15 protein-coding genes and 5 pseudogenes are annotated in these 23,375 nt (G+C 33.8%); 15 read left to right on the top strand and 5 right to left on the bottom strand.

Features of this window, described 5'->3' with window-relative positions:
* Positions 1–2 precede the first annotated feature (2 nt).
* A pseudogene (gene ku / locus AC1DKZ_RS25220) lies at positions 3–826 on the bottom strand (non-homologous end joining protein Ku).
* A 129-nt stretch (positions 827–955) separates the two neighbouring features.
* Here ku and AC1DKZ_RS25225 point away from each other — a divergent pair.
* From AC1DKZ_RS25225 to AC1DKZ_RS25235, 3 genes are all read left to right on the top strand, one after another.
* Positions 956–1,519 (top strand): spore coat protein, encoded by a 564-nt coding sequence (locus AC1DKZ_RS25225; protein ID WP_088099767.1) that lies wholly within the window; start codon positions 956–958, stop codon positions 1,517–1,519.
* Between the two features lie 226 nt (positions 1,520–1,745).
* Positions 1,746–1,958, top strand: a complete 213-nt coding sequence (locus tag AC1DKZ_RS25230) for an alpha/beta-type small acid-soluble spore protein (protein ID WP_002130371.1) — start codon at positions 1,746–1,748, stop codon at positions 1,956–1,958.
* A gap of 303 nt (positions 1,959–2,261) precedes the next feature.
* The gene (locus tag AC1DKZ_RS25235; RefSeq protein WP_476997289.1) at positions 2,262–2,777 is read left to right on the top strand and encodes a DUF3231 family protein; all 516 of its coding nucleotides are present in this window, start codon (positions 2,262–2,264) and stop codon (positions 2,775–2,777) included.
* Between the two features lie 28 nt (positions 2,778–2,805).
* Here the strand turns inward: AC1DKZ_RS25235 and AC1DKZ_RS25240 are convergent, their stop codons facing one another.
* Positions 2,806–3,300 carry a YndM family protein gene (locus AC1DKZ_RS25240; protein WP_476997290.1) on the bottom strand — a complete coding sequence of 165 codons (495 nt, stop codon included), beginning with the start codon at positions 3,298–3,300 and terminating at the stop codon, positions 2,806–2,808.
* 282 nt (positions 3,301–3,582) lie between these two features.
* Here AC1DKZ_RS25240 and AC1DKZ_RS25245 point away from each other — a divergent pair, with 282 nt between their 5' ends.
* Positions 3,583–3,795: an alpha/beta-type small acid-soluble spore protein gene (locus tag AC1DKZ_RS25245; protein WP_078177088.1), complete on the top strand. Its 213-nt coding sequence runs from the start codon at positions 3,583–3,585 to the stop codon at positions 3,793–3,795.
* 131 nt (positions 3,796–3,926) lie between these two features.
* On the opposite strand, the gene AC1DKZ_RS25250 is transcribed toward AC1DKZ_RS25245, so the two are convergent.
* Entirely contained in the window at positions 3,927–4,694 is a 768-nt protein-coding gene (locus AC1DKZ_RS25250; protein WP_476997291.1) for a polysaccharide deacetylase family protein, read from the bottom strand.
* A 461-nt stretch (positions 4,695–5,155) separates the two neighbouring features.
* Between AC1DKZ_RS25250 and AC1DKZ_RS25255 the strand changes: the two are divergent.
* From AC1DKZ_RS25255 to AC1DKZ_RS25265, 3 pseudogenes are all read left to right on the top strand, one after another.
* Positions 5,156–5,308 (top strand): annotated as a pseudogene (locus AC1DKZ_RS25255) (sporulation protein YhbH); the annotation flags it as partial.
* Positions 5,309–5,436: 128 nt separating this feature from the next.
* Positions 5,437–8,382 (top strand): annotated as a pseudogene (locus AC1DKZ_RS25260) (leucine-rich repeat domain-containing protein).
* Positions 8,383–8,538: 156 nt separating this feature from the next.
* A pseudogene (locus AC1DKZ_RS25265) lies at positions 8,539–9,402 on the top strand (GNAT family N-acetyltransferase).
* 130 nt (positions 9,403–9,532) lie between these two features.
* On the opposite strand, the gene opuD reads toward AC1DKZ_RS25265, so the two are convergent.
* Entirely contained in the window at positions 9,533–11,083 is a 1,551-nt protein-coding gene (gene opuD / locus AC1DKZ_RS25270; RefSeq protein ID WP_000591600.1) for a glycine betaine transporter OpuD, read from the bottom strand.
* Between the two features lie 270 nt (positions 11,084–11,353).
* Here opuD and colA point away from each other — a divergent pair, with 270 nt between their 5' ends.
* The 7 genes and pseudogenes from colA (at position 11,354) to AC1DKZ_RS25305 (ending at position 21,483) form a co-directional block, all read left to right on the top strand.
* Positions 11,354–14,251: a collagenase ColA gene (gene colA / locus AC1DKZ_RS25275; RefSeq protein ID WP_476997292.1), complete on the top strand. Its 2,898-nt coding sequence runs from the start codon at positions 11,354–11,356 to the stop codon at positions 14,249–14,251.
* A gap of 246 nt (positions 14,252–14,497) precedes the next feature.
* Entirely contained in the window at positions 14,498–15,046 is a 549-nt protein-coding gene (locus AC1DKZ_RS25280; RefSeq protein ID WP_088038382.1) for an NfeD family protein, read from the top strand.
* A gap of 12 nt (positions 15,047–15,058) precedes the next feature.
* Positions 15,059–16,633: a flotillin family protein gene (locus tag AC1DKZ_RS25285; RefSeq protein ID WP_088038384.1), complete on the top strand. Its 1,575-nt coding sequence runs from the start codon at positions 15,059–15,061 to the stop codon at positions 16,631–16,633.
* Between the two features lie 262 nt (positions 16,634–16,895).
* Positions 16,896–17,933: pseudogene (locus AC1DKZ_RS25290) on the top strand (HAMP domain-containing protein); the annotation flags it as partial.
* Positions 17,934–18,053: 120 nt separating this feature from the next.
* Entirely contained in the window at positions 18,054–18,872 is an 819-nt protein-coding gene (locus AC1DKZ_RS25295; protein WP_369811976.1) for a methyl-accepting chemotaxis protein, read from the top strand.
* A 308-nt stretch (positions 18,873–19,180) separates the two neighbouring features.
* The gene (locus AC1DKZ_RS25300) at positions 19,181–20,791 is read left to right on the top strand and encodes an ATP-binding protein (RefSeq protein ID WP_431182336.1); all 1,611 of its coding nucleotides are present in this window, start codon (positions 19,181–19,183) and stop codon (positions 20,789–20,791) included.
* A complete protein-coding gene (locus AC1DKZ_RS25305; protein ID WP_016101865.1) occupies positions 20,791–21,483 on the top strand; it encodes a response regulator in 693 nt (230 codons plus the stop codon). Before AC1DKZ_RS25300 ends, AC1DKZ_RS25305 begins: the two co-directional genes overlap by 1 nt.
* 69 nt (positions 21,484–21,552) lie before the next feature.
* Here the strand turns inward: AC1DKZ_RS25305 and AC1DKZ_RS25310 are convergent, their stop codons facing one another.
* Positions 21,553–22,857, bottom strand: coding sequence for a CitMHS family transporter (locus AC1DKZ_RS25310; protein WP_044444440.1), 1,305 nt, complete (start codon positions 22,855–22,857; stop codon positions 21,553–21,555).
* A gap of 254 nt (positions 22,858–23,111) precedes the next feature.
* Here AC1DKZ_RS25310 and AC1DKZ_RS25315 point away from each other — a divergent pair, with 254 nt between their 5' ends.
* The gene (locus AC1DKZ_RS25315) at positions 23,112–23,366 is read left to right on the top strand and encodes a hypothetical protein (RefSeq protein ID WP_088038393.1); all 255 of its coding nucleotides are present in this window, start codon (positions 23,112–23,114) and stop codon (positions 23,364–23,366) included.
* Positions 23,367–23,375: the final 9 nt, after the last annotated feature.

Here is a 23,375-nt window from a genome sequence, read left to right on the forward strand (position 1 = left end):
AATTATGTGGCTTTCTGTTCGTTTATTCCTTCTTTTTTCTTGTCTTTTTGCTCTTTTACTTGTTCAATGCTAGCATTTAATGTTTCTATAATATTGATAATGTTTGTAGCAGGATATATGGTTTCATTCTTTTCTTTTTGTTCAATTTTTTCTTCTATAAAATCAGTAAGTGCTTCTTTATATTCATCTACATATTGTTCTGGTTTAAATGAATTGGTTAGATGATGAATTAGATTCATTGCTGTAGTTAATTCTTGTTTGTGAATCGGGTACTCTTCATTCTTTGGAAGACCGGGCATGTTTTTTATATTACGAATCTCATCAGGATAATGAATAGTCTGTAAAATAAGGCCTTCTTGAAAGCTACGAATAATAGCTAGATGTTGTTTCTTACGGATAGTAATATGAATAAGACCAAGTTTATTTGTTCGGCCCAAAGCTTCTTTTAATAACAAATATGTCTTTTCATTACCAACGGTAGGACCCATAAAATAAGAACGATCGAAAAAAATTTCATCAATTTCATCATTTTGGATAAAGGATGAAAGGCGAATTAATCGAGGTTCATGTTTTTTTGTAGTGTGTCTAATTCTTTATCTTCAACAATTATATATTTATGTGGCGCGTATTCATAAGCTTTTACAACGTCTTCATCGCTTACTTCAGTATCCGTACAATCAGGAGCAATCTTTTTATATTTAATGGGAGTAAGGCATTCCTTATGAAGACTTAAAAATTTAATATCTTTTTCTTCTACAGCACTATATAGCCTAATGCCAATGTTTAATAATCCAAGTGAAAGAGAGCCTTTCCATACTGTGTGCATTTGAAACTTCTCCTTTCATAAATAGAAAATGAATAATTTTAGTATGAGTAATAAGAAAATTCATATGCATTTCTTATATTTTTTATATTTTGGGAGAGACTAAAAAAACTTTGAAAAGGAGGGTTCAAAATGCAATTAGCTACACATGAGTTACGTGATTTAAGTGAATTAATTGCTGGTTGTTACAATACAATTAATACGATGAGTACATACATTCAGCAAGCACAAGATTTAGAATTAAAACAATTATTACAGCAACATTTTCCGCTCCATGTGGAAGATTATAATTTAAAAGTAGAATTTGTCCAAAGCCAGAGTACGCCCGATATTGAGCGTTTTCAGCCCTCTAAGTTAAATCCAGTATTGGTTTCTTATTTAAAAGCACCTATTGAACAATATCCTCCTGTTGCACCTAGTATAAATGGAGCACCTCCGAACGATCGAGCAATTGCTACGGGATATCTCTTAAATCAAAAATCGGCTGCACTAAATTATGCTGGGGCTGTATTAGAGTGTGCAAATCCAAATTTGAGGTCTTTTTTAGAAAAAGCTTTTTTAAATAGTAGTAGACATGCATATGATATTTGGCAATACATGGTGAAAAAGGGTTACTATCCTCTATCTCCAGCACCAGAATCTGAAATAAAAGCTATAGCAAGTATTTATCAGCCTGTTAATCAACCATTACAATAATATAAGAAATAGTAAGCGGCAAATTTTAAAAATATATATTAATTAGATGGTACTGGATAAAGCTGAACAGATTAATTATTCTTACTCTGCTCAGCTTTATTTTTTATTCGTCTTTTAGGAAGAGATTCAATAATTTATACATAATTAAAGTGGTTTTTTACCATAAAAAGGAATAACTATTTTTCCATGATTCGTAGCATATTAAAAATATAGGAGGTGATACAATATGGCAAACACAAATAGCGGAAGTCGTAATGAAATATTAGTTCAAGGTGCTGAGAATGCAATTGATCAAATGAAGTATGAGATTGCACAAGAGTTTGGTGTACAACTTGGTGCAGACACAACAGCTCGTGCAAACGGTTCTGTTGGTGGCGAAATCACAAAACGTTTAGTTGCAATGGCTGAACAACAACTTGGCGGTGGAGTTAATCGCTAAGTTCAATTAATAAATGAGTGTAAAATATAGCTGATATTAAAATCAATTTCCTTTGTTCATTCGTTAAAAAATAAACCCTTATAGTAAGCGATTTCTCACTCAAAGATTATTGATAATCTTACTTAATAATCTTTGAGTATTTTATTTGCAAATTTCTTTACTAGACTACAAACATACATTGTTGGGAAGGTGTTTCCCATGCATGATAAAAAATATTTTGTAGGAAAAAACATACTTAAAAATTTATTTTCAATATTGAAAAATATACTTATGATGATATTTTCGAAAGGGAGGCTTTTTAAAATGGGTGTATTAAGTGGAAACCCTCAAAATGAACCTTTACATTATGGAGAGGTATTTGATATTTGGAGTTATCTTCTTGCCACACAAGGAGCTGTTGCCGGACATCAAGTATTTATGAATCACACAGGTGATGAAGATTTAAAGAAGTTTTTACAAAACTTAATTGAGAATGATATGACCACTGAAATAGAAGAGCTAAAAACCCTTTTAAAGGTAAATGGAGTGGCTTTACCACCAGCACCTCCAGAAAGGCCGGTTGCTTCTATTGAAGACATTCCTCCTGGTGCACGCATCAACGATGCAGAAATCGCAGCAGCCGTTGCAGCAGCTCTTGCAGCAGGACTAGTAACTTGTAGCCAAGTTATGGGAAAATGCCTTCGAGAAGATGTAGGCATGCTTTTTGGACAAATTCACATGAAGAAAGCACAAGCGGGAGTAACATTACTACGTTTAAGCAAGAAGAAGGGGTGGATAGTTCCTCCACCATTACATGTTCGAAATTCTGAACAAGCTTAACGATAAAAAAGTGGCCAAGGGCCACTTTTTATTTCAATTTATCAGTTCCATCTTCTACTTTTCTAGATGTACTTTCTCTTTTTATTCTAGAATAATCTACATACTCGTCAGAAATCTCCATAGCATATTTATCGTGACCAATAGTAGTGGATTCTCGTGAACCCTCATCCGCATGTAAAACAACTTTCTTCATATAGATATGAAAGAATATTTCTGCCACACCAATTAGCAAAGCTGCAAAAAAAGCAGATGCTCCAATATTACGAGTTAAATTTATATTTGTTAAAAAGTATGTTAATGCCCAAACTCCTACAAAACTCAAACCAACATCAGCAATGGTAGCCACCATGTTTCCATACTTAGGTAAAATAAATAAATCTCCTATTAAATAGGATACTCCAGTAATTAATAATGAAATAAACAATATTCTAGGAATCGAAATACCCTGAAAAATCCCTAGTATCATCAATAATACAGCACTAATAGCGGTATATTTAATTAATAAGGCAACAATATGTTTCATCTGTATTCCTCCAATTCTTTAATCAGTATGTAAGAAAAAACGCCTTAATAAAAACGGGCTGTGCCTTCATAAAGCACAACCCGTTTCATCGTGTTCTGGAGGTCTGTTTCATACATGATACTCCTATGGCAAGCACTTTTTATTTCGCTCTCCTACACAATACTATTTTGTGAAATATATGTATTATTTATGCTTTAATAAGCTGGAAAAATAATACCAAAAAAAGGAATATATATTTTTAGTTGCTTTTTAGCATATTAAAAACATAGGAGGTGATACAATATGGCAAACAATAATAGCGGAAGTCGTAATGAACTATTAGTTCACGGTGCAGAGAATGCAATCGATCAAATGAAATATGAAATCGCTCAAGAATTTGGTGTACAACTTGGTGCAGACGCAACAGCTCGTTCAAACGGTTCTGTTGGTGGTGAAATCACAAAACGTCTAGTAGCAATGGCTGAACAACAACTTGGTGGTGGAATTAATCGCTAACTTTAAATATGCATGGATAAAAAGGAGAGACACATCGTCTCTCCTTTTTCATTATAATTTCTAGTATGTAAAGTTACTAAAAATATTAAACTCTAGAAAATTCTCATAAATTTTCGTAAATAAGCCTAGATTCACTGATAAAAAGGATTAAAGGGGGAGGGAATTATTTTTATGGAACGATAGAGCATTTCAGATACTGTTACACATTCATAATCGTTTCTGTATAAATATCTCATGATACTTTCTAATGCTTCAACTGTCTCAGATGTCTGAGAAAATTCGCTCCCATTCCAATCATGGAGTAGAATGATATTGCCGGGTTTAATACCTTTTGTTATATATTTAGAAATTTTGCTAGCTGCTGGATTTCTCCAATCCTGAGGATCCTGATGCCATGACCATAGAATAACAAGTTTCCCATTCTGTATAGCTGTATTAATAATTAAATTATTGTGAAGGCCTCCAACTGGACGATAGAGAGTTGGTTTATAGCCAGTGATTTGCTTGATAATTTTATCCGTTTGATCTAATTCTGCAGTTAATTTAGCGGCGGTAATATTTTTATCATAAATATGATTATAAGTATGATTAGCAATTTCGTGTCCTTCTTTTACTTGCCTTTTTAAAATAGCAGGAAACCTTTTAACTTTATTACCTGCTACGAAAAAGGTTGCTTTCGCATTGTATTTAGCTAAAATATCAAGTATTTGTGGGGTGAAAACAGGATGAGGCCCATCATCAAATGTTATTGCAACTATTTTTTTCGTTGTATTTACTTCCCAAATTACCTTCCCTGTTTTTTCATATGCCTTACGACTATCCGTAAAAGCATATATGGTTATTTGTGTGAAACAAAAAGAAATGATTAAAAGAATGAGGACTATCCAAATTTTTTTCACGAATAATACACTCCCATGAGATACAAATGTGTTTAGTTTATGTAGTTATTATCAAATTATTTAATAAGTAATTAAAAAATAGAAAGAGGAAAGTGGCAAGAGTTGAAGGTTAGAACTATCATTTTCTCATCAGTTGAGGATTCAATTTTACATTGACGCTATTCATCGTATACACTCTCCTTTAATGGCACACTTCTCATATTGTAAACCCTCTACTTTTTAGATTAACCATTTTATCATATCTCGGTTGCCAGCACTTAACGTGCAGGGGATTATCTGAGAATGTGTCTAAACGTACAATTTTCTTTTTTTGATATGGTGCCCCCATGAGGGATTAATGATTATTGAGTCTAAAATACAACACCTCTTTAAAGGGGAATGGATTTCTTGAGGTGAAAATAATAAAGTTACAAGTGAGTTTTGGGAACAGAATATATTAAATTTGGTTACATCCCGGCTAACTAAACCAGTACAACCGCCACAGTACGCTTATGTCAGCATATAAAAATATTAAAGACGAGAATTTCAGATATTATATTTTAAAGCAAAAAGCAGATGTATTTCATGCGATGAAGAGCTTTTTTAAAGAAGAATCAGGAGAAAAAATGGCATAATCCCTTTTAAAGGGATTATTTTTTTGTAAACTTTTTATTTTTTTAGTTGACAATGATAATGAAAATCATTATCATTTATTCGAGAAATGATTACATTTTGATTTATATATTTTGGAGGAGATGTAAAGTTGGAAAGAAATAAAAGAAAACATATAAATGCGATGATTATCGCTGCGGCGTTATCGCTTCCATTTGCTACGTATTCAACGCCTGCTTTAGCAGCTGTAGCAATTGAGGCGAACAAAACTGGACATGCTTTAGAAGATGGTACATATGATGCTGTTATTAAAGCGTATAAAGATAAAACGAATGAAGAGTCTATGGCAGCTGTTTATATAAAAGATCCTAAATTAACCATTGAGAATGGGAAGGAAATTGTAACGGCAACGTTAAGTGATAGTGATTTCTTCGAATACTTGAAAACAGAGGATATTGATATTCCTGGTGTATTCCATGATGTAAAAGTCATATCAGAGGATAAAAAGAAAAATGGGACGAAGGTTATTCAATTTGAAGTTGGAGAATTAGGAAAAAGATATAATATGCAAATGCATATTTATATTCCGACAATGGCCTATGATAATAAGTACCAGGTGCAGTTTGAAGTAAATGCGTTAAATCTAGAAAACAATGTTCCAAAAGATCAAAAGGAAAATAAAGAGGATAAAGTGGATCAACAAGATGGAAATGTAATAGTAGATAAGCAATTGTAAATGCATATTAATAAATATAACTTGAATAGAGAGAATCTAAATACGCCAATAACTAAGGAAGATTTATTAAAAGTTAAATCTTTAATAGTTGTTGAGGCAAAAAGTAAAGGAATAAAAGACGTAAGCGGTCTAGAATATATGACGAACTTAGAAAACTTAACGTTGGAAGAAGTTAAGTTAAAAAATATACAGTTTATCTCGAAGTTGAGACAATTAAAATCATTAAGTATAACTTATGGTGAACTCGAAGATATTGGACCTTTGGCTGAGTTAGAGCATGTTGAGATTTTAAGTTTGAGAAACAATAAAATTTCAGATTTAAGCCCATTGAGTCAAATGAAGAAGATTAAAATGTTAGATTTAAATAGCAATTATATAAAAGATATTAAACCATTATTTACAGTAACGACTTTAAGGACTTTGACTGTAGCAAATAATCAAATTAGTAATGCTAATCTTGCTGGGATTGAGCAATTGAAAAATGTGAAGAATTTATCTTTAAGTAACAATGGACTTACTAATATCGAGCATATTACCTCAATGAAAAAGTTAGTGGAGTTAGACCTTTCTAAAAATGAATTAAAAAACATCGAACCTTTATTAAGATTATCTACTGTACAATCACTTAATTTAGAGGAAAACTATATTTCAGATATAACACCACTTAGTCAATTAACAGGTTTATATGATTTAAAGCTGGGTTCGAATGAAATTCGTGATGTTAGACCTGTCCAAGAATTAGGAAAAAGAATGTATATCGATATTCAAAGACAAAAAATCTTTTTAGATGAAGCAAGCGTGGATGAAGAAATAAAAATTCCAATATACAATCTTAAAGGAGAAACACTTCAAAATATTAATGTGAAAAGTGAAGAGGCTACTCTGAATAACGGGTTTATAAAATGGAATAGCCCTGGAGAAAAAACATATGAATTTAAACTAGATACGAATTCTGCTGAAAGTAAAATAAGATTTAATGGGACGGTTATACAAAGTATAGTTGAAAAACAAACAGAAAGTAAAAATGTAATTCTTGATAAAAATTTACAACAACATATTAATAAAAAGAATTTTGGTAGAGAGAATCTAAATGCCCCTATAACAAAAGAAGATTTATTGCAGATTAAAACATTAGAGATACTTAAAGAAAAAGGAAAAGAGATAAAAGATCTAACTGGTTTAGAATATATGACGAACTTAGAAAACCTCACTTTAGAAGGAGTAGGGTTGAAAAATATTGAGTTCATTTCAAACTTGAAACAATTGAAAGACGTGAATGTATCTCATAATAAAATTGAAGATATAACGCCGTTATCTTCACTGGAAAATTTACAGTGGTTAAACCTTGCGGATAATCATATTAAAGATGTATCAGTTCTTGGTTCAATGTTAGACCTACTCAGTTTAAAATTAGATGGAAATGAGATTCGTGATGTAAGACCGTTAATACAATTAGGTCAATGGTTTTCAATTGATGCCGGAAGACAAAAAATCATTTTAAATGAAGCGAAAGTAAATGAAGAAATTCAAGTTCCGGTATATGATTTAGAAGGGGAAACTATTGAGAATATTAAACTAACAAGTGAGGGTGGAACGTTTAATAACGGAGTAATGAAATGGAGTACTCCAGGTGAAAAGGTATATAAATTTGATTTAGATTCGGATGAAACTAGTATAAGCTTTAACGGAACAGTAATCCAGAATATAGTTGAAAAAGAAGAAGTGAAAGAACCGGAAAAAGAAGTTGAGGAAGCGAAAGAAGAAGTGAAAGAACCGGAAAAAGAAGTTGAAGAAACGAAAGAAGAAGTAAAAGAGCCAGCAAAAGAAGTTGAAGAAACGAAAGAAGAAGTGAAAGAACCGACAAAAGAAGTTGAAGGATCAAAAGAAGAAGTAAAAGAACCAGCAAAAGAAGTTGAAGGATCAAAAGAAGAAGTAAAAGAGCCTGCAAAAGAAGTTGAAGGACCAAAAGAAGAAGTGAAAGAGCCTGCAAAAGAAGTTGAAGAATCAAAAGAACCAGCAAAAGAAGCTGAAGGCTCGCAAGAAGTGAAAGAGCCAACAACAGAAGTTGAAGGGGCGAAAGAAAAAGAAGTAGCACGAGAGATTGAAAAATCGAAAGAAGAAATAAATCAAGCCACAGTAGTTCAAGAACAAAACGTGAATAATCAGGTTGTGACAGAAAAAGTAGTAGAGAATCAAAGCATGAAAGAAAATAAACCAGTTGTTAATAAACAAGAAGAAAGTAAGAAGTCGCTAGGAGCAACAGGTGGACAAGCGAATACATCAACGTTACTTTCAGGCGTAGCATTAGTTCTTTCAGCACTGAGTATGTTTGTATTTAGAAAGAGATTATTTAAGAAATAAAAACGTTTTATCTTATTATAATGTAAAGTGATTATATGAGTTTTTGAGAAGACATTATCATGGCGATTTCATTTTGAAATATGCTTATGATGATGTCTTTTTTTAGAAGGATATAAATGAGGAAAGTGTAAATGTATTAGAGAAGGAGGAGAGGTTATGCATGTTAGTTCTATTTTGAAAATCGAAGAAGTGGCATCATTTATTGCAACTGTAAATAAAGATGCTACGCATCATGTTGGTTATTGTGGAGATGAGAAAGAGGAGTTATTACAGACAATTACCCATGATTTTTCTGATATAGGCTGGAAACAATCTTTTGTTATTACTTATGAAAATAATAAAATAATAGGTGTATTAGGATTTGATGTGGATGAAGTAAAAAAATGTGCAGAAATATGGGGGCCTTTTATTATTGCAGAGAATTGGGAAGAAGTTACTTTACATATGTGGAAGGAACTTATAGAAAAGGTGCCTTTTCATATTGAGAAATTTTATGGTTTTTATCATGTGGAAAATAATAATTGTGCCCGCTTAATGAAGGATTTACATGCTAAAGAACAAGATCGACATAGTATTCTCATTTTAAATAATATTGCGGGACAACGTATTATATGTAATGTAGAAGAAGCTTTACCAAAAGTATTTGAGTAGTTTATTACTTTACACAATAATGTTTTCCCTAATACATATTATGAAGGAAATGAAATTATCAAACGTTTAAGTGATACGAATAAATTATTTGTAAGTATGAAGAATGATAAGTTAGAAGGTTATGTATATATTGAAGTAAATCCGGAGTTTCAAGAAGCGAATATAGAATTTATTGCAACCACTGAAAATAGTAGAAGAAAAGGTGTTGGAGAGCGGTTATTACAAGGTGCAATTCAGTATATTTTCTCCTTTCAAGGGATGAGAGAGATAGAACTATGTTTGAATACGAATAATGTTCGTGCGATGAAGTTGTACAAGAAAGTAGGTTTTGAGGAGAAAGCATGTTTACAGCACTATATAATAGAGTAAAAACCCATTCGTATGAAAATTATATTTCATACGAATGGGTTTTATTTAATTTACTTTGCCGCTCTCAGTAATAACGGATTCAGGACTAATCTGAGGAGCGAATACCCCCATTTAGAAGAGGTGCTAATTGTTACATAACCTTTTTTATCTTTTGTGGAACTTCTTTTGTTTGCGAATTAACATCTTCCTTTCTCAGCTCTTTAAAGAGCGAAGTAACCATAAGGACGACTACGATAGAAAATGGTAGAGCTGCAATTATAGCTGCAATTTGTAGTGCATTTAGTCCTCCTGCTTGTAATAAAATAGCTGCAATTATCGCGATTGTTAATCCCCATATAAGTTTTAAACTGTTTTTCGGTGATAAGCTTCCGTTACTCGTTTGCATTGAAACAACAAATGTTGCCGAGTCGGCAGAAGTAACGAAAAATGTGGCTACTAAAATTAACCCGATAATTGTTAAAAATGTAGAGAATGGTAGGTGTGAAATAACAGCAAATAATCCAATCTCTGTACCATTTTTTGCGATTTCATCAGCTATTCCAAGCGATTGGAACATTTCCATATGGATAGCGGTACCGCCAAATACTGCAAACCAAAATGTACAGATAAGAGTTGGAACTAATACAACTCCAAAAATAAATTCTTTTATTGTGCGCCCTTTAGAAATACGGGCGATGAATGTGCCAACGAATGGAGACCAAGAAATCCACCATCCCCAATAAAAAATAGTCCAGTTTTCAATCCAAGAAGAAGATTTTTCATTAAATGCTCCTAAATTTAATCCCATACTAGGTAAAGCCCCAATATAAGAACCGAGTGTAGATGTGAAATATTTCATAATAAATACAGTTGGTCCTAAAAGTAAAAAGGAGACGAGTAAAATACCTGCAAGAGAGAAATTTAAGTTACTCAAATATTTAATCCCACGATCTAAGCCAGTTTGTGCACTTGTTAAATATAAAACAGCGAAGATGGCGATAAGTACGAGCTGTGTAAGTAAAGTGTTATGAATAGAAGGGAATAAATAGCTTAATCCTCCGGCGATTTGTTGAGCACCGATCCCAACAGATGGCACAATCCCGAATACTGTGGCTAAAACAGCTAAAATATCGACTGTTTTTCCGATAGGAGAATTTTTCGATCGATTAAATAATGGAGTAACTGTAGCACCAATTGTGCTACCTTTTTGTTTGCGGAACGTGAAATATGCAATTGTTAAAGCAACCATCGCGTATAGTGACCACGGAAAGAGTCCCCAGTGGAAAAATGAATATTGCATAGCGAGCTTGGCGCTTTCTTCTGTGCCTGCTTTTCCTGTTAATGGATCTGTAAAATGTGAAATCGGTTCAGTAATTCCGTAAAAGAGGAGTCCAATTCCCATTCCTGCCCCAAACAACATGGATAGCCAAGATGGATAACTATACTTTGGTTTTTCTCCATCTTTACTAAGACGAATAGATCCATACTTAGAAAATGCTAAATAAGTAGCTAAAATAAGCATTGAGGTCATAAGTAGAGAGTAAAACCATCCAAATTTATTGAGAATGAATGAGTTTAAAGAAGATGTAACGCTTTGTAAATCATAGCCTTGTATCCAACTTGCCGGGGTAATTCCCCATATGATGAATAATGTTGTTAGCAAGATGGAGATATAGAATACACTGTTCTCTTTTTTTATCATAGAATCCCACCTTTATTTAATAAAGTTAACAATTATATTAATCATAACAATTAAAGGTTTAATTGTCAAAAAATTCGTTTTTTTATCGTGTGTAAAAGGACAGTTTAATCGCTATAGATTCATAATCATTGGAGGTTAGATAAAGGCAAGGGCGTTCACGATATGTACAAAATGTAGGAAGAAATAATATGAAATATTGCATTTTATATTTCTGTATCTGGATTTTATGTTAAATTCTTGGATGGAATATTTAAATAGGGGGACAAGGATATGAACAAGAAATCAAAGATTAATAAAGTTATGCTTAGTATTAGTACAATGGCTCTATCGTTAGGGGCACTTCAAACTCATGCATCAGCGGAAGAAAAAGTACCGTATAATGTGTTGAAAACGAAGCCGGTTGGAATTGAAAAACCAGTAGATGAAGTTGGGCATATTTCGAAAGTTGATGAAACATTATCGTTTCAAGAACGTTTAAAAGTAGGAGATTTTTCACAGCGACCAGCATCTATTACGAAGAACTCGGCAGTAAAGCAAGCTAAAGAAAGCTATTCAATGGCTGATTTAAACAAAATGAATGATCAAGAATTAATTGAAACGTTAGGCAGTATTAAGTGGCACCAAATTACAGACTTATTCCAGTTTAATGAAGATGCAAAAGCCTTTTATAAAGATAACGGAAAAATGCAAGTAATTATAGACGAATTAGCTCATAGAGGTAGTACATTTACGAAAGATGATTCAAAAGGAATTCAAACGTTTACTGAAGTGTTACGTTCAGCTTTTTATCTTGCATTTTATAATAATGAATTAAGCGACTTAAATGAAAGAAGTTTCCAGGACAAATGTTTACCAGCGTTAAAAGCTATTGCGAAAAATCCCAACTTTAAGCTTGGAACAAATGAGCAAGATACAGTCGTATCTGCATACGGAAAATTAATTAGTAATGCATCAAGTGATGTTGAAACGGTGCAATACGCATCGAATATTTTAAAACAATATAATGATAATTTTAATGCATATGTAGACGATCGTATGAAAGGACAAGCTGTATACGATATGATGCAAGGCATTGATTATGATATACAGTCTTACTTAAATGAGGCTCGTAAAGAAGCGAATGAAACGATGTGGTATGGAAAAGTAGATGGGTTTATTAATGAAATAAATCGTATTGCTCTTCTAAATGACGTAACGCCAGAAAATAAATGGCTCGTTAATAATGGAATTTATTTTGCTAGTCGTTTAGGTAAGTTTCATAGCAATCCAAATAAAGGATTAGAAGTTGTTACACAAGCAATGCATATGTATCCACGTTTAAGTGAACCGTATTTTGTTGCAGTAGAACAAATTACAACAAACTATAACGGGAAAGATTATAGCGGGAATACGGTAGATTTAGAGAAGATACGTAAAGAAGGAAAAGAGCAATACTTACCAAAAACGTATACATTCGATGATGGATCTATTGTATTTAAAACTGGGGATAAAGTGTCAGAAGAAAAAATTAAGAGATTATATTGGGCTGCGAAGGAAGTAAAAGCGCAATATCACCGTGTGATCGGAAATGACAAAGCTTTAGAACAAGGTAATGCAGACGACGTATTAACGATAGTAATCTATAATACTCCAGACGAATACCAGTTAAATAGACAATTGTATGGATATGAAACAAACAACGGTGGAATTTATATTGAAGAGACAGGGACATTCTTTACATATGAGCGTACGCCAGAGCAAAGTATTTATAGTTTAGAAGAGTTATTCCGTCATGAGTTTACTCATTATCTTCAAGGGAGATATGAAGTTCCTGGTTTATTTGGAAGAGGAGATATGTATCAAAATGAAAGATTAACTTGGTTCCAAGAAGGGAATGCAGAATTTTTCGCAGGATCTACTCGTACAAATAACGTTGTACCAAGAAAGAGCATCATTAGTGGATTATCATCTGACCCTGCAAGCCGTTATACAGCAGAGCGTACACTATTTGCTAAATATGGTTCTTGGGATTTCTATAACTACTCGTTCGCATTGCAGTCTTACTTATATACTCATCAATTTGAAACGTTTGATAAAATTCAAGATTTAATTCGTGCGAATGATGTGGGAAATTATGATACGTATCGTGAGACTTTAAGTAAAGATTCTAAGTTAAATAAAGAGTATCAAGAGTATATGCAGCAGCTAATTGATAATCAAGATAAGTACAATGTGCCGGAAGTAGCAGATGATTATTTAGCTGAACATGCACCAAAAGCACTAACAGAAGTGAAGAAAGAAATTAGTGAAACGTTGTCTATGAAAGATACAAAAATGACAAAGCATACATCTCAATTCTTTAATACATTTACATTAGAAGGTACATTTACAGGTAGTGTAACAAAAGGTGAGTCAGAAGACTGGAAAGCAATGAGTAAAAGAGTAAATGAAGCTTTAGAACAATTGGCGCAAAAAGAATGGAGTGGCTACAAAACTGTTACAGCATATTTCGTCAATTACCGTGTGAATAGCTCTAATCAATTTGAATATGATGTAGTCTTCCACGGTATCGCAAAAGATGACGGAGAAAATAAAGCTCCGACGGTTAATGTAAACGGACCTTATAATGGGTTTGTAAAAGAAGGAATTCAATTCAAAAGTGATGGATCAAAAGACGAAGATGGAAAAATCGTTTCTTATTTATGGGATTTTGGAGACGGCAGAACAAGTAAAGAAGTTAATCCAGTACATGCATATGAAAGAGAAGGAACTTATAAAGTGGCGTTAGTAGTAAAAGATGATAAAGGAAAAGAGAGTAGAAGCGAAACAACTGTTACAATTAAAGATGGAAGTGTAACAGAATCAGAACCAAATAATCGTCCAGAAGAAGCAAATCGTATTGGGTTAAACACTACTATAAAAGGTAGCCTTATCGGTGGGGATCACACCGATGTTTATACATTTAATGTCGCATCAGCGAAAGATATCGATATTTCTGTTTTAAATGAGTATGGAATCGGGATGACATGGGTACTTCACCATGAATCAGATATGCAAAATTACGCAGCTTACGGTCAAGCTAATGGAAATCATATAGAAGCAAAATTTAATGCAAAACCAGGTAAGTATTACTTGTATGTATATAAATATGATAATGGTGATGGAACATACACATTATCAGTAAAATAAGTACTCTTCCAATGTATGTTTAACTTTACTTTTTGTGGAAAATAGTATATTATATAGATATACAATATATCGGTTATTTACTAGGAGGAGCCTGTCACAATAGGTTTCTCCTGTTCTTTTTTAGAGACCTATCTTACAGGTTTTTCTTTAAAAAATAAATAACTGAAAATTAAGATTAATATTTTTTGAAAGAGGTGGGGCATACACATAACAAAAAAGGGATTGTTTAAGAAAGGGGGATAAGAAATGGTCTTGTTTGGTTATCCACTTGAAACAATTTATTTATACGGATTCATAATTGCAACTATACTTACTGTCATTTATATCTTCTTTGGAGATATATTTGAATCAATATTTAGCTTTGGTGGAGGATCTGTATCCGTTGTAACTTTATTACTTAGTTTTTTTGCAATGTTATGTGGATTTAGTTATATAGGAGAATATTTATATTCTTATAATAGTCTCGTTATTTTCGGGTCCTCATTTGCTATATCTTTTATCGGTGTTTTCATAATGAAAATACTAATTTTAAAACCAATTGCAGAAGCGGAACAAAATACTGTGCAACGTATGGATGAATTCATTGGTTGCAAGGGGGAAGTCATTACGACAATTCCTACAGAAGGGTTTGGTGAAGTATTAATCTCATCTCAATTTGGAAGTAATGCAATACCAGCGAAAACAATTGGGAAAAAAGATATTTCACAAGGAACCGAGGTCATTATTGAGGGAGTTCAAGATGGTGTTTTACTTGTACAAAACATTGCTTATTCTTTAAAAAAACCAAAATTATAAGGGGGAATTTACATGACGATTCCATTAATTATCGGTGGAGTTTTACTCGCAATTTTACTTCTACTCATTTTAGTATTTATTACGAAGTATCGTACAGTTGGCCCGGACGAAGCATTAATTGTAACGGGGAACTGGCTTGGTGGTGGAAAGAATGTCGTTACCACTGATGATGGAAAGAAGATTAAGATTATCCGCGGTGGTGGTACTTTCGTTGTTCCAATTATGCAACGGGCAGAACTTCTTAGCTTATTAAACTACAAATTAGAAGTTGGAACACGTGATACGTATACGAAACAAGGTGTACCGATTACAGTAAACGGTGTTTCTATTATTAAAGTAGGATCGACAATTGAAGAAGTTTCTACAGCAGCTGAACAATATTTAGGAAAAGAAACGGAAGAGTTAAAAGTAGAAGCAAAAGAAGTTTTAGAAGGGCATCTACGTGCTATTTTATCTTCTATGACAGTAGAAGATGCTTATAGTAATAGAGAGCAATTCGCACAAAAGGTGCATGAAGTGGCTTCTACTGATTTGAAGAAGATGGGACTTCGCATCGTTTCCTTTACAATTAAAGAAATAATGGATAAAAACGGTTACTTAGATGCACTTGGTCAGCCGCAAATTGCAATGGTTAAGCGTGATGCAACAGTTGCAAATGCAGAGCGTGAAAAAGAGGCACGAATTGAAAAAGCTCGTGCTGAGAAAGAAGCAAAAGAAGCGGAATATCAACGTGATGCACAAATCGCTGAAGCTGAAAAACATAAGGAATTAAAAGTACAATCTTATAAGAGAGACCAAGAACAAGCTCGTGCAGATGCAGATCTTTCTTATGAATTACAACAAGCGAAAGCACAACAAGGTGTTACAGAAGAGCAAATGCGAGTTAAAATCATTGAGCGTGAAAAGCAAATTGAGTTAGAAGAAAAAGAGATTGCGCGTCGTGAAAAGCAATACGATGCAGAAGTAAAGAAAAAGGCAGATGCAGATCGCTATGCTGTTGAACAATCAGCTGAAGCGGAAAAAGTAAAACAAATGAAAAAAGCAGATGCGGATCAATATAAAATTGAAGCAGAAGCAAGAGCACGTGCAGAAGAAGTACGTGTAGAAGGTTTAGCAAAAGCAGAAATTGAAAAAGCGCAAGGTCAAGCGAAAGCGGAAGTACAAAAGGCGCAAGGTACAGCGGAAGCAGATGTTATTAGGTTAAAAGGTTTAGCAGAAGCAGAAGCGAAACAAAAAATTGCAGAAGCATTTGAATTATATGGGCAAGCCGCGATTATGGATATGGTTCTTAAAATGCTTCCAAGTTATGCGAAAGAAATTGCGAGTCCGCTTAGCAACATTGATAAAATTACAGTCGTTGATACAGGCGGTGGTGGAAAGAATAGCGGCGCCGGGAAAGTTGCAGGGTATGCGACCGATTTAATGGCAACAATGCAAGAAACTTTAAAAGCTTCTTCTGGTATTGATTTAAAAGAATTACTAGAAGGATTCGCTGGAAAAGGTGCCGTGCAGCAAATATCAAACGATAAACCTGTTGTATCTGTAGTAGAAGATGGGAAAAAAGAAATAGAAAAAGATAAAAAATAGTAAGGTGGAAAGAACCTCTAGTAAATGGGATACTAGAGGTTCTTTCGTGAAATGTAATATTTAGAATAATATACATTTTTATATATTGTTTTAATTATTTAAATTCTATAGAATGAAAAAGGTATGTAACAATACTTTAAATGTAGAGAAAGATGAGGGAAAAAAGAAAGAGGGTCTCATCAATGCATTTAAATCGTATGATTTGTATAAAGGGATTAAATGTAAAATGATTGCATTTAAAACGGTATGGAGGGGTAGGAATATGTTTCAAGGAAAATTAAGGAGTAGAAGCTTAAAAACAAAATTACTTGTATCATTTATTATTATTTTAATTCTTCCAAGTATTGTAATTGGTTGGACGTCTTATCAGCAGGCGAAGAAAAATTTTAATGAGACAATTTTGCAATCAGCAAAAGATAACGTGAAGGTTTTAAATAATGTAATTAATAAAGAGTTAGATAGTAAGAAAGTAGACGCAGCATATTTTACAAAATTATTCACTGGAGCGAGTTATCAAGCAGATCAGCTTCAAAACGTGCAAAATAAATTAGAAGAATATAATAAATTACATCCAGAAATGGAAGCAATATATACTGGATCTAGTAATGGGCAATTTATTCAATCACCGGCAATTCAAATGCCAGAAGGGTATAATCCGGCAGAAAGAGATTGGTATAAAGAGGCAGTGAAAAAAAGTGGAGAAGTAATTATTACGGCTCCATATAAATCAAAAACGACAGGAAATATTGTTGTTACAATAGCAAAACAAAATGAGGATAAAAGTGGTGTTCTCGGTATTGATTTAATTATAAATGATATTGTAAATACTTCGAAAATGGTTAATATCGGTAAAGAAGGGTATGTTGCAATTTTTGATCAGGATAAAAATGTAGTAGCACATCCAATGCTGAAGCCAGGGGAAAAGGTAGAAGAGAAACTTGAAAAGGAACTGTATAAACAAGAAACAGGTGATTTTCAATTTTCATTAGATGGCGAGGATCGCAATATCACTTTTAAAACAAATAAGCAAACCGGATGGAAAATAGCAGGAATTATGCCTTCAAAAGAAATAATTGAAGCGGCTGAACCTATTTTCTATAAAACATTAACTGTTATTGGTATCTCATTAATAATTGGTGGGATTGTAATTTACTTCATAATCGCATCTATTATTAAACCGTTAAAACAACTTGTTATATCAGCGAGGAAAATTAGCGAAGGTGACTTAACGGAGTCAATTACTGTTCGTTCAAGAGATGAAATTGGTCAGTTAGGTGAAAGCTTTAATGAGATGGCGGCATCATTACATGATGTAATTTCAAATATTAATACTTCAGCTGGTCATGTAGCAGCTTCTTCGGAAGAATTAACAGCTAGTATGAAGCAAGCAAGTGAAGCGACGGAACAAATTACAAGGGCGATGGAACAAGTATCGAGTGGGGCAGAAATACAAACGCGGGAAGTTGAAGAAGGAGCGACTTTGTTAGAAGAAGTTACAGAAGGAATTCAGCGTGTTGCGGATAGCTCTTCATTAGTGTCCACAGCATCTATGTATACGAAGCAAAAAGCTGAAGATGGTGGAAAGTTAGTTGAACAAACTGTGAATCAAATGCAATTAATTCATGAATCTGTGTCACAGTCAGACAAAGTCATTTCTTTATTAGATGATAAGTCGAAGCAAATTGGAGCTATTCTAGAAGTGATTCAACATATTGCACAGCAGACAAACTTATTAGCATTAAATGCTGCAATTGAGGCTGCAAGAGCTGGAGAGCAAGGAAGAGGTTTTGCAATTGTAGCAGATGAAGTACGTAAACTAGCGGAACAATCGGGACAGTCTTCTACGGAAATTGGAAAGTTAGTGAAAGAGATACAATTTGATATAAAAGAAACTGTAAGTTCTATGAATCAAGTTGGGACAGAGGTACAATCAGGGCTTGTAGTTGCAAATGAGGCGAAGCAAAGCTTTGTAGAAATATTGAAATCTACAAATGATACAGTTGTACAAATTGATAGTATGGTAGATGTAGCGAAGCGAATGACGATAGATACAAAACAAGTAAGTGCATCTATTAATGAAATTGCAGCAACGATTGAAGAAAATGCAGCAAGCGTTCAAAATATTGCTGGCTCCTCTGAAGAACAAGTAGCTTCAGTAGAAGAAATAAATTCAGCAGCAGTTCACTTATCGCGAATGGCTGAAGAATTACAAGAGATGATTGGTAAATTTAAAGTGTAATAACAAGCATTAAGAAACGAGGTAGTAATTTTACTTCGTTTCTTTTTTTATCCCGCTATTTGTGGGCAGTAAAACTCCCACCTCATAATTCGGCTGGAGCAAAGAAGTTAGGTGGGAGTCGGGCGGCCCGTAGATGCCCGATTGGTGAAGGCTAATAATCAGTGGGGGATGAACAAAACCCCCACTGATTAAAGTTTCACTTTATGAAGATAAAGATAAAGAAATATATAGTAACCGTGTTATGATAAAAGGTGATAATTAAAAAGACTGTATTTTCTTTAAATTCTATCTTTAGCCATGTTAGGGGAATGATTTTGAAATTGAAGAAATTGAAACTACAACCGAGAATTACATTAACTATTAGTACACTTATTCTTGCTGTGCTTCTGTTAACGAGTTATTTATTTTACTACATATTATCTGAAACGGTAGAAGACCAAATCGGAAAAAGAGCGTTGCATGTTGCGAAAACAGTTGCTGCTATACCGGAAATCCAGGAAGCTTTTCAAAAAGAAAATCCAGCTTCTATTATTCAGCCAATTGCAGAAAAAATTCGAATCGAAACAGATGCTGACTTTATTGTAGTTGGAAATAAAGATGGTATTCGTTATGCGCATCCTAAGCGAGATAAAATAGGAGAGAGAATGGTTGGCGGAGATAATGAAGGGGTTCTATTAGAAGGGGAATCTTATGTTTCGAAAGCAACGGGATCATTAGGGCCTTCACTACGCGGAAAAGTCCCGATTCGTAATCAGGATAATGAAATTATTGGTGTAGTATCTGTTGGTTTTTCAATGGATGATATTCATGGAGCGATAGAAGTGTATGGAAAGCGTGTGTTTTGGATTACAATAACAGGTCTGTTAATTGGGATAATGGGCTCTGTATATTTAGCAAAAAGTATTAAGCGGATGATGTTTGGAATGGAGCCAGAAGAAATTTCATCTTTATACGAGGAGCATAGTACAGTTATTCAATCTGTACGTGAAGGGATTGTAGTAATCGATAAAAATGGAATGGTTAGTTTAGTAAATCAAGCGGCATACGATATCCTTTCTTTAGATAAACAACAAAATATAATGGGAGAATTTATTTTAGATGTTATTCCTAATTCATCGATACTGGATGTGCTTCAAACCGGAGAAGAACAATTTGATCGCCAATTAAATATAAAAGGGCAGGATGTTATTGCCAATCGCCTACCTATTAAAGTTAATAATAAAGTAACTGGTGTAGTATCCAGCTTGCGCTTGAAATCTGAGATGGATCAATTAACAGCGGAATTATCTCAAACACGGCAGTATACAGAGGCATTGCGGGCGCAAACGCACGAATATAACAACTTATTGTATACGCTTTCAGGGCTTATTCAATTAGAGTCTTATGAAGATGCTTTAGAGCTTATTCATAAGGAAACGGCAGTATATCAAGAGTTCGTTCAATTTATTATGAAACGAATTCAAAATCCATGGTTAGGTGGGATTTTAATTGGATTTTATAATAGGGCGCGAGAGTTGAAGATTGATTTTATGTTAGATCGGGAAAGTAGTTTAGAAGAGTTAAGTCCGCATATTGAGAGTAATTACGTTGTTTCTATTTTAGGGAATTTGATCACGAATGCATTTGAAGCAATTGAAAGAAATCAAGATCATGATAAGAAAGTAAGAATGTTTGTAACAGACATTGGGGAAGAAATATTAATTGAAGTAGAAGATTCAGGACAAGGTGTTCATGATGAAATAATTACAAGTATATTCTATAAAGGTTTTTCGACGAAAGTGGGCGAAAAACGTGGGTATGGATTAGCAAAAGTGAAAGAGTTAGTAGAAGATTTAAACGGGAGTATTGCGATTGAAAAAGGGGATTTAGGTGGTGCTTTATTTATCATTGCATTACCGAAAGAGAGAGGCGAATTGTAATGAATGAGGGGATTGAAGTATTGATTGTAGAAGATGATATTCGGATTGCGGAAATTCATCGTCGTTTTACTGAAAAAATTGAGGGGTTTAAAGTAATTGGAACAGCAACGACTGGGGAACAGGCGAAAGAATGGCTAGAGTTTGTAAAGCCACAACTCGTTTTACTAGATGTATATTTACCTGACATGCAAGGGACAGAACTCGTCACATATATTAGGCATAATTTGCATGATACAGATATTATTATGATTACAGCCGCATCAGAGACGGATGTAGTGTGGCATGCTTTACGAGGCGGGGTAACAGATTATATCGTAAAGCCACTTACATTTGATCGGTTTAAAACAAGTTTAGAAGGTTATCAAAAGAAGATTACGAAGTTAAAGAAAAATGCTCAATTATCTTCAGAACAGATTGAACATCTATGGTCCCAAAGAGGGGTGCAGGCAAATCCAATAGAATATGCGCCAAAAGGAATCGATCCTTTAACGTTAGCAAAAATAAAAAAGCATATGCTAACTATTAATGAAGAGGGAATTACTGCAGAGATACTAAGTTCAATGGTAGGTGTAAGCCGATCAACTGCTAGGCGCTATTTAGAGTATTTGATCTCTGGAAAGAAAGTGCATGCGGAGCTTATATATGGAAGTGTGGGAAGGCCAGAAAGAAGGTATTTCCGCGTTTCTTCATAGGGGATTTTTACAACAATAAAAACAGTAGAGGATTATTACATTTCCTCTACTGTTTTTTCTAGTTTCATCTTATATTGGAATAATTCCAATTACAATTCCAGTAATCAACATAACCATTGTCGTTCCAACAGCCCAAAGTAAAGTGAATCGTTGGTGTTCACCAAAATCAACCTTGGCCATTCCGACTAATAAATAAGTGGAAGCAACGAGGGGACTCAGTAAGTGAACAGGTTGACCGAGTAACGAAGCACGTCCCATTTCTGCTGCACTAATTCCGTAAGCGGCAGCAGCTTTCGTTAAAATAGGTAATACACCGAAGTAAAAGGCATCATTAGACATGAAAAATGTGAACGGCATACTAAGAAGAGCTGTAATAATTGGAAGTTGGGGGCCAAGTGCATCTGGTATAAGAGTAACGACACTTTGAGCCATTGCATCTACCATTTTTGTTCCAGATAGAATACCTGTGAAAATTCCAGCAGCAAAGACGAGAGAAACAACCGCTAATACGTTTCCAGCGTGAGACGCAATACGCTCTTTTTGCTGTTCTAAGTTAGGATAGTTAATCATAACAGCAATAGCAAAAGCGACTGTAAATAGAACAGGTAGCGGCATAACTTCTAGTATGAGACAGACAAGTAATGTAGCGGTCAATAAAAAGTTAATCCATAGAAGTTTAGGGCGTTTATGCACGGCAGCTTCAACTGTCGCAGCTTGCTCATCCATTGTTTGCATTTGTTTTAAATATTGTACATCCATAATTCCTAAACGTTTTCTTTCTTTTTTTCCAAGATAATAGGCAACGAAAACTACCCAAATTGCACCAGCAATCATTCCTGGTATAAGTGGTGTGAAGAGCTCTGATGCATCAAGTCCAAGAGCACTCATAACCCGGGCAGTTGGTCCACCCCAAGGTGTAAGATTTGTAACACCTGCTCCTAACATAACAACCCCAGCTAATATAAGTGGATTCATTCCAAGACGTTTATATAGTGGATACATTGCGGAAACTGTAATCATATATGTTGTTGTTCCGTCCCCATCTAATGAAACGATAATAGTAAGAATAGCTGTACCAACAACAATTTTTAAAGGATCACCTTTTACAAATTTTAAAATTTTACTAATAACAGGATCAAATAAACCGCTATCAATCATAATTCCGAAATATAAAATGGCGAACATAAGCATAATACCAGTAGGTGCTAGCTTTTGAATTCCTTCTAACATCATCGGGCCCATATTGGCATAAAAGCCACCAATTAATGCGAAAATAATTGGAACTAATATTAATGCTACTAATGCAGACATACGTTTCGTCATAATCAAAAACATAAAGACAAATACCATTGTAAATCCGAGTAATGCTACCATGTAATCTCCCCCTCAAAAAATGATTACGCTTTCAAAATAAAATAAAAATTCAGATAAAAGGTTTTTTGTTTATAATAAAAGGTTCAATTGGAATGGTAAATAATTTGAAAAATAACATCATTAGAAGCATAATCTTTATTTTGATCATTTTGTTCACAGGGTAATTTTGAATTTTTAAAAAGATAAATGCCTGTATGCAAGAATGATAGAATAAGATGGAAATAGCGAAGCGTGAAGTAGGGAGTAGATTTTGAATGGAAACAAGAATAGAAGAAATTTATAGTTCATGTAAAGGAAAAGTAGAGGAGATTTTTATTAATGAATTCTCTTACGTATATGAATGGGAAAAATTAATGATGATTCGAAAGTACGATGGTGAGCTTGAGAAAATCGGGGTAGGGATCAGTGGAAATATAAGATTAGTAAATGTAGAAGTTGGACAGGAAATTGATACGGATACATTATTAGTTAAGTTAGAAGATGATTTGTTAATTACTGGTTGTGAATGATGAGAGATG

It is taken from the genome of Bacillus sp. 05T21, assembly GCF_056396785.1.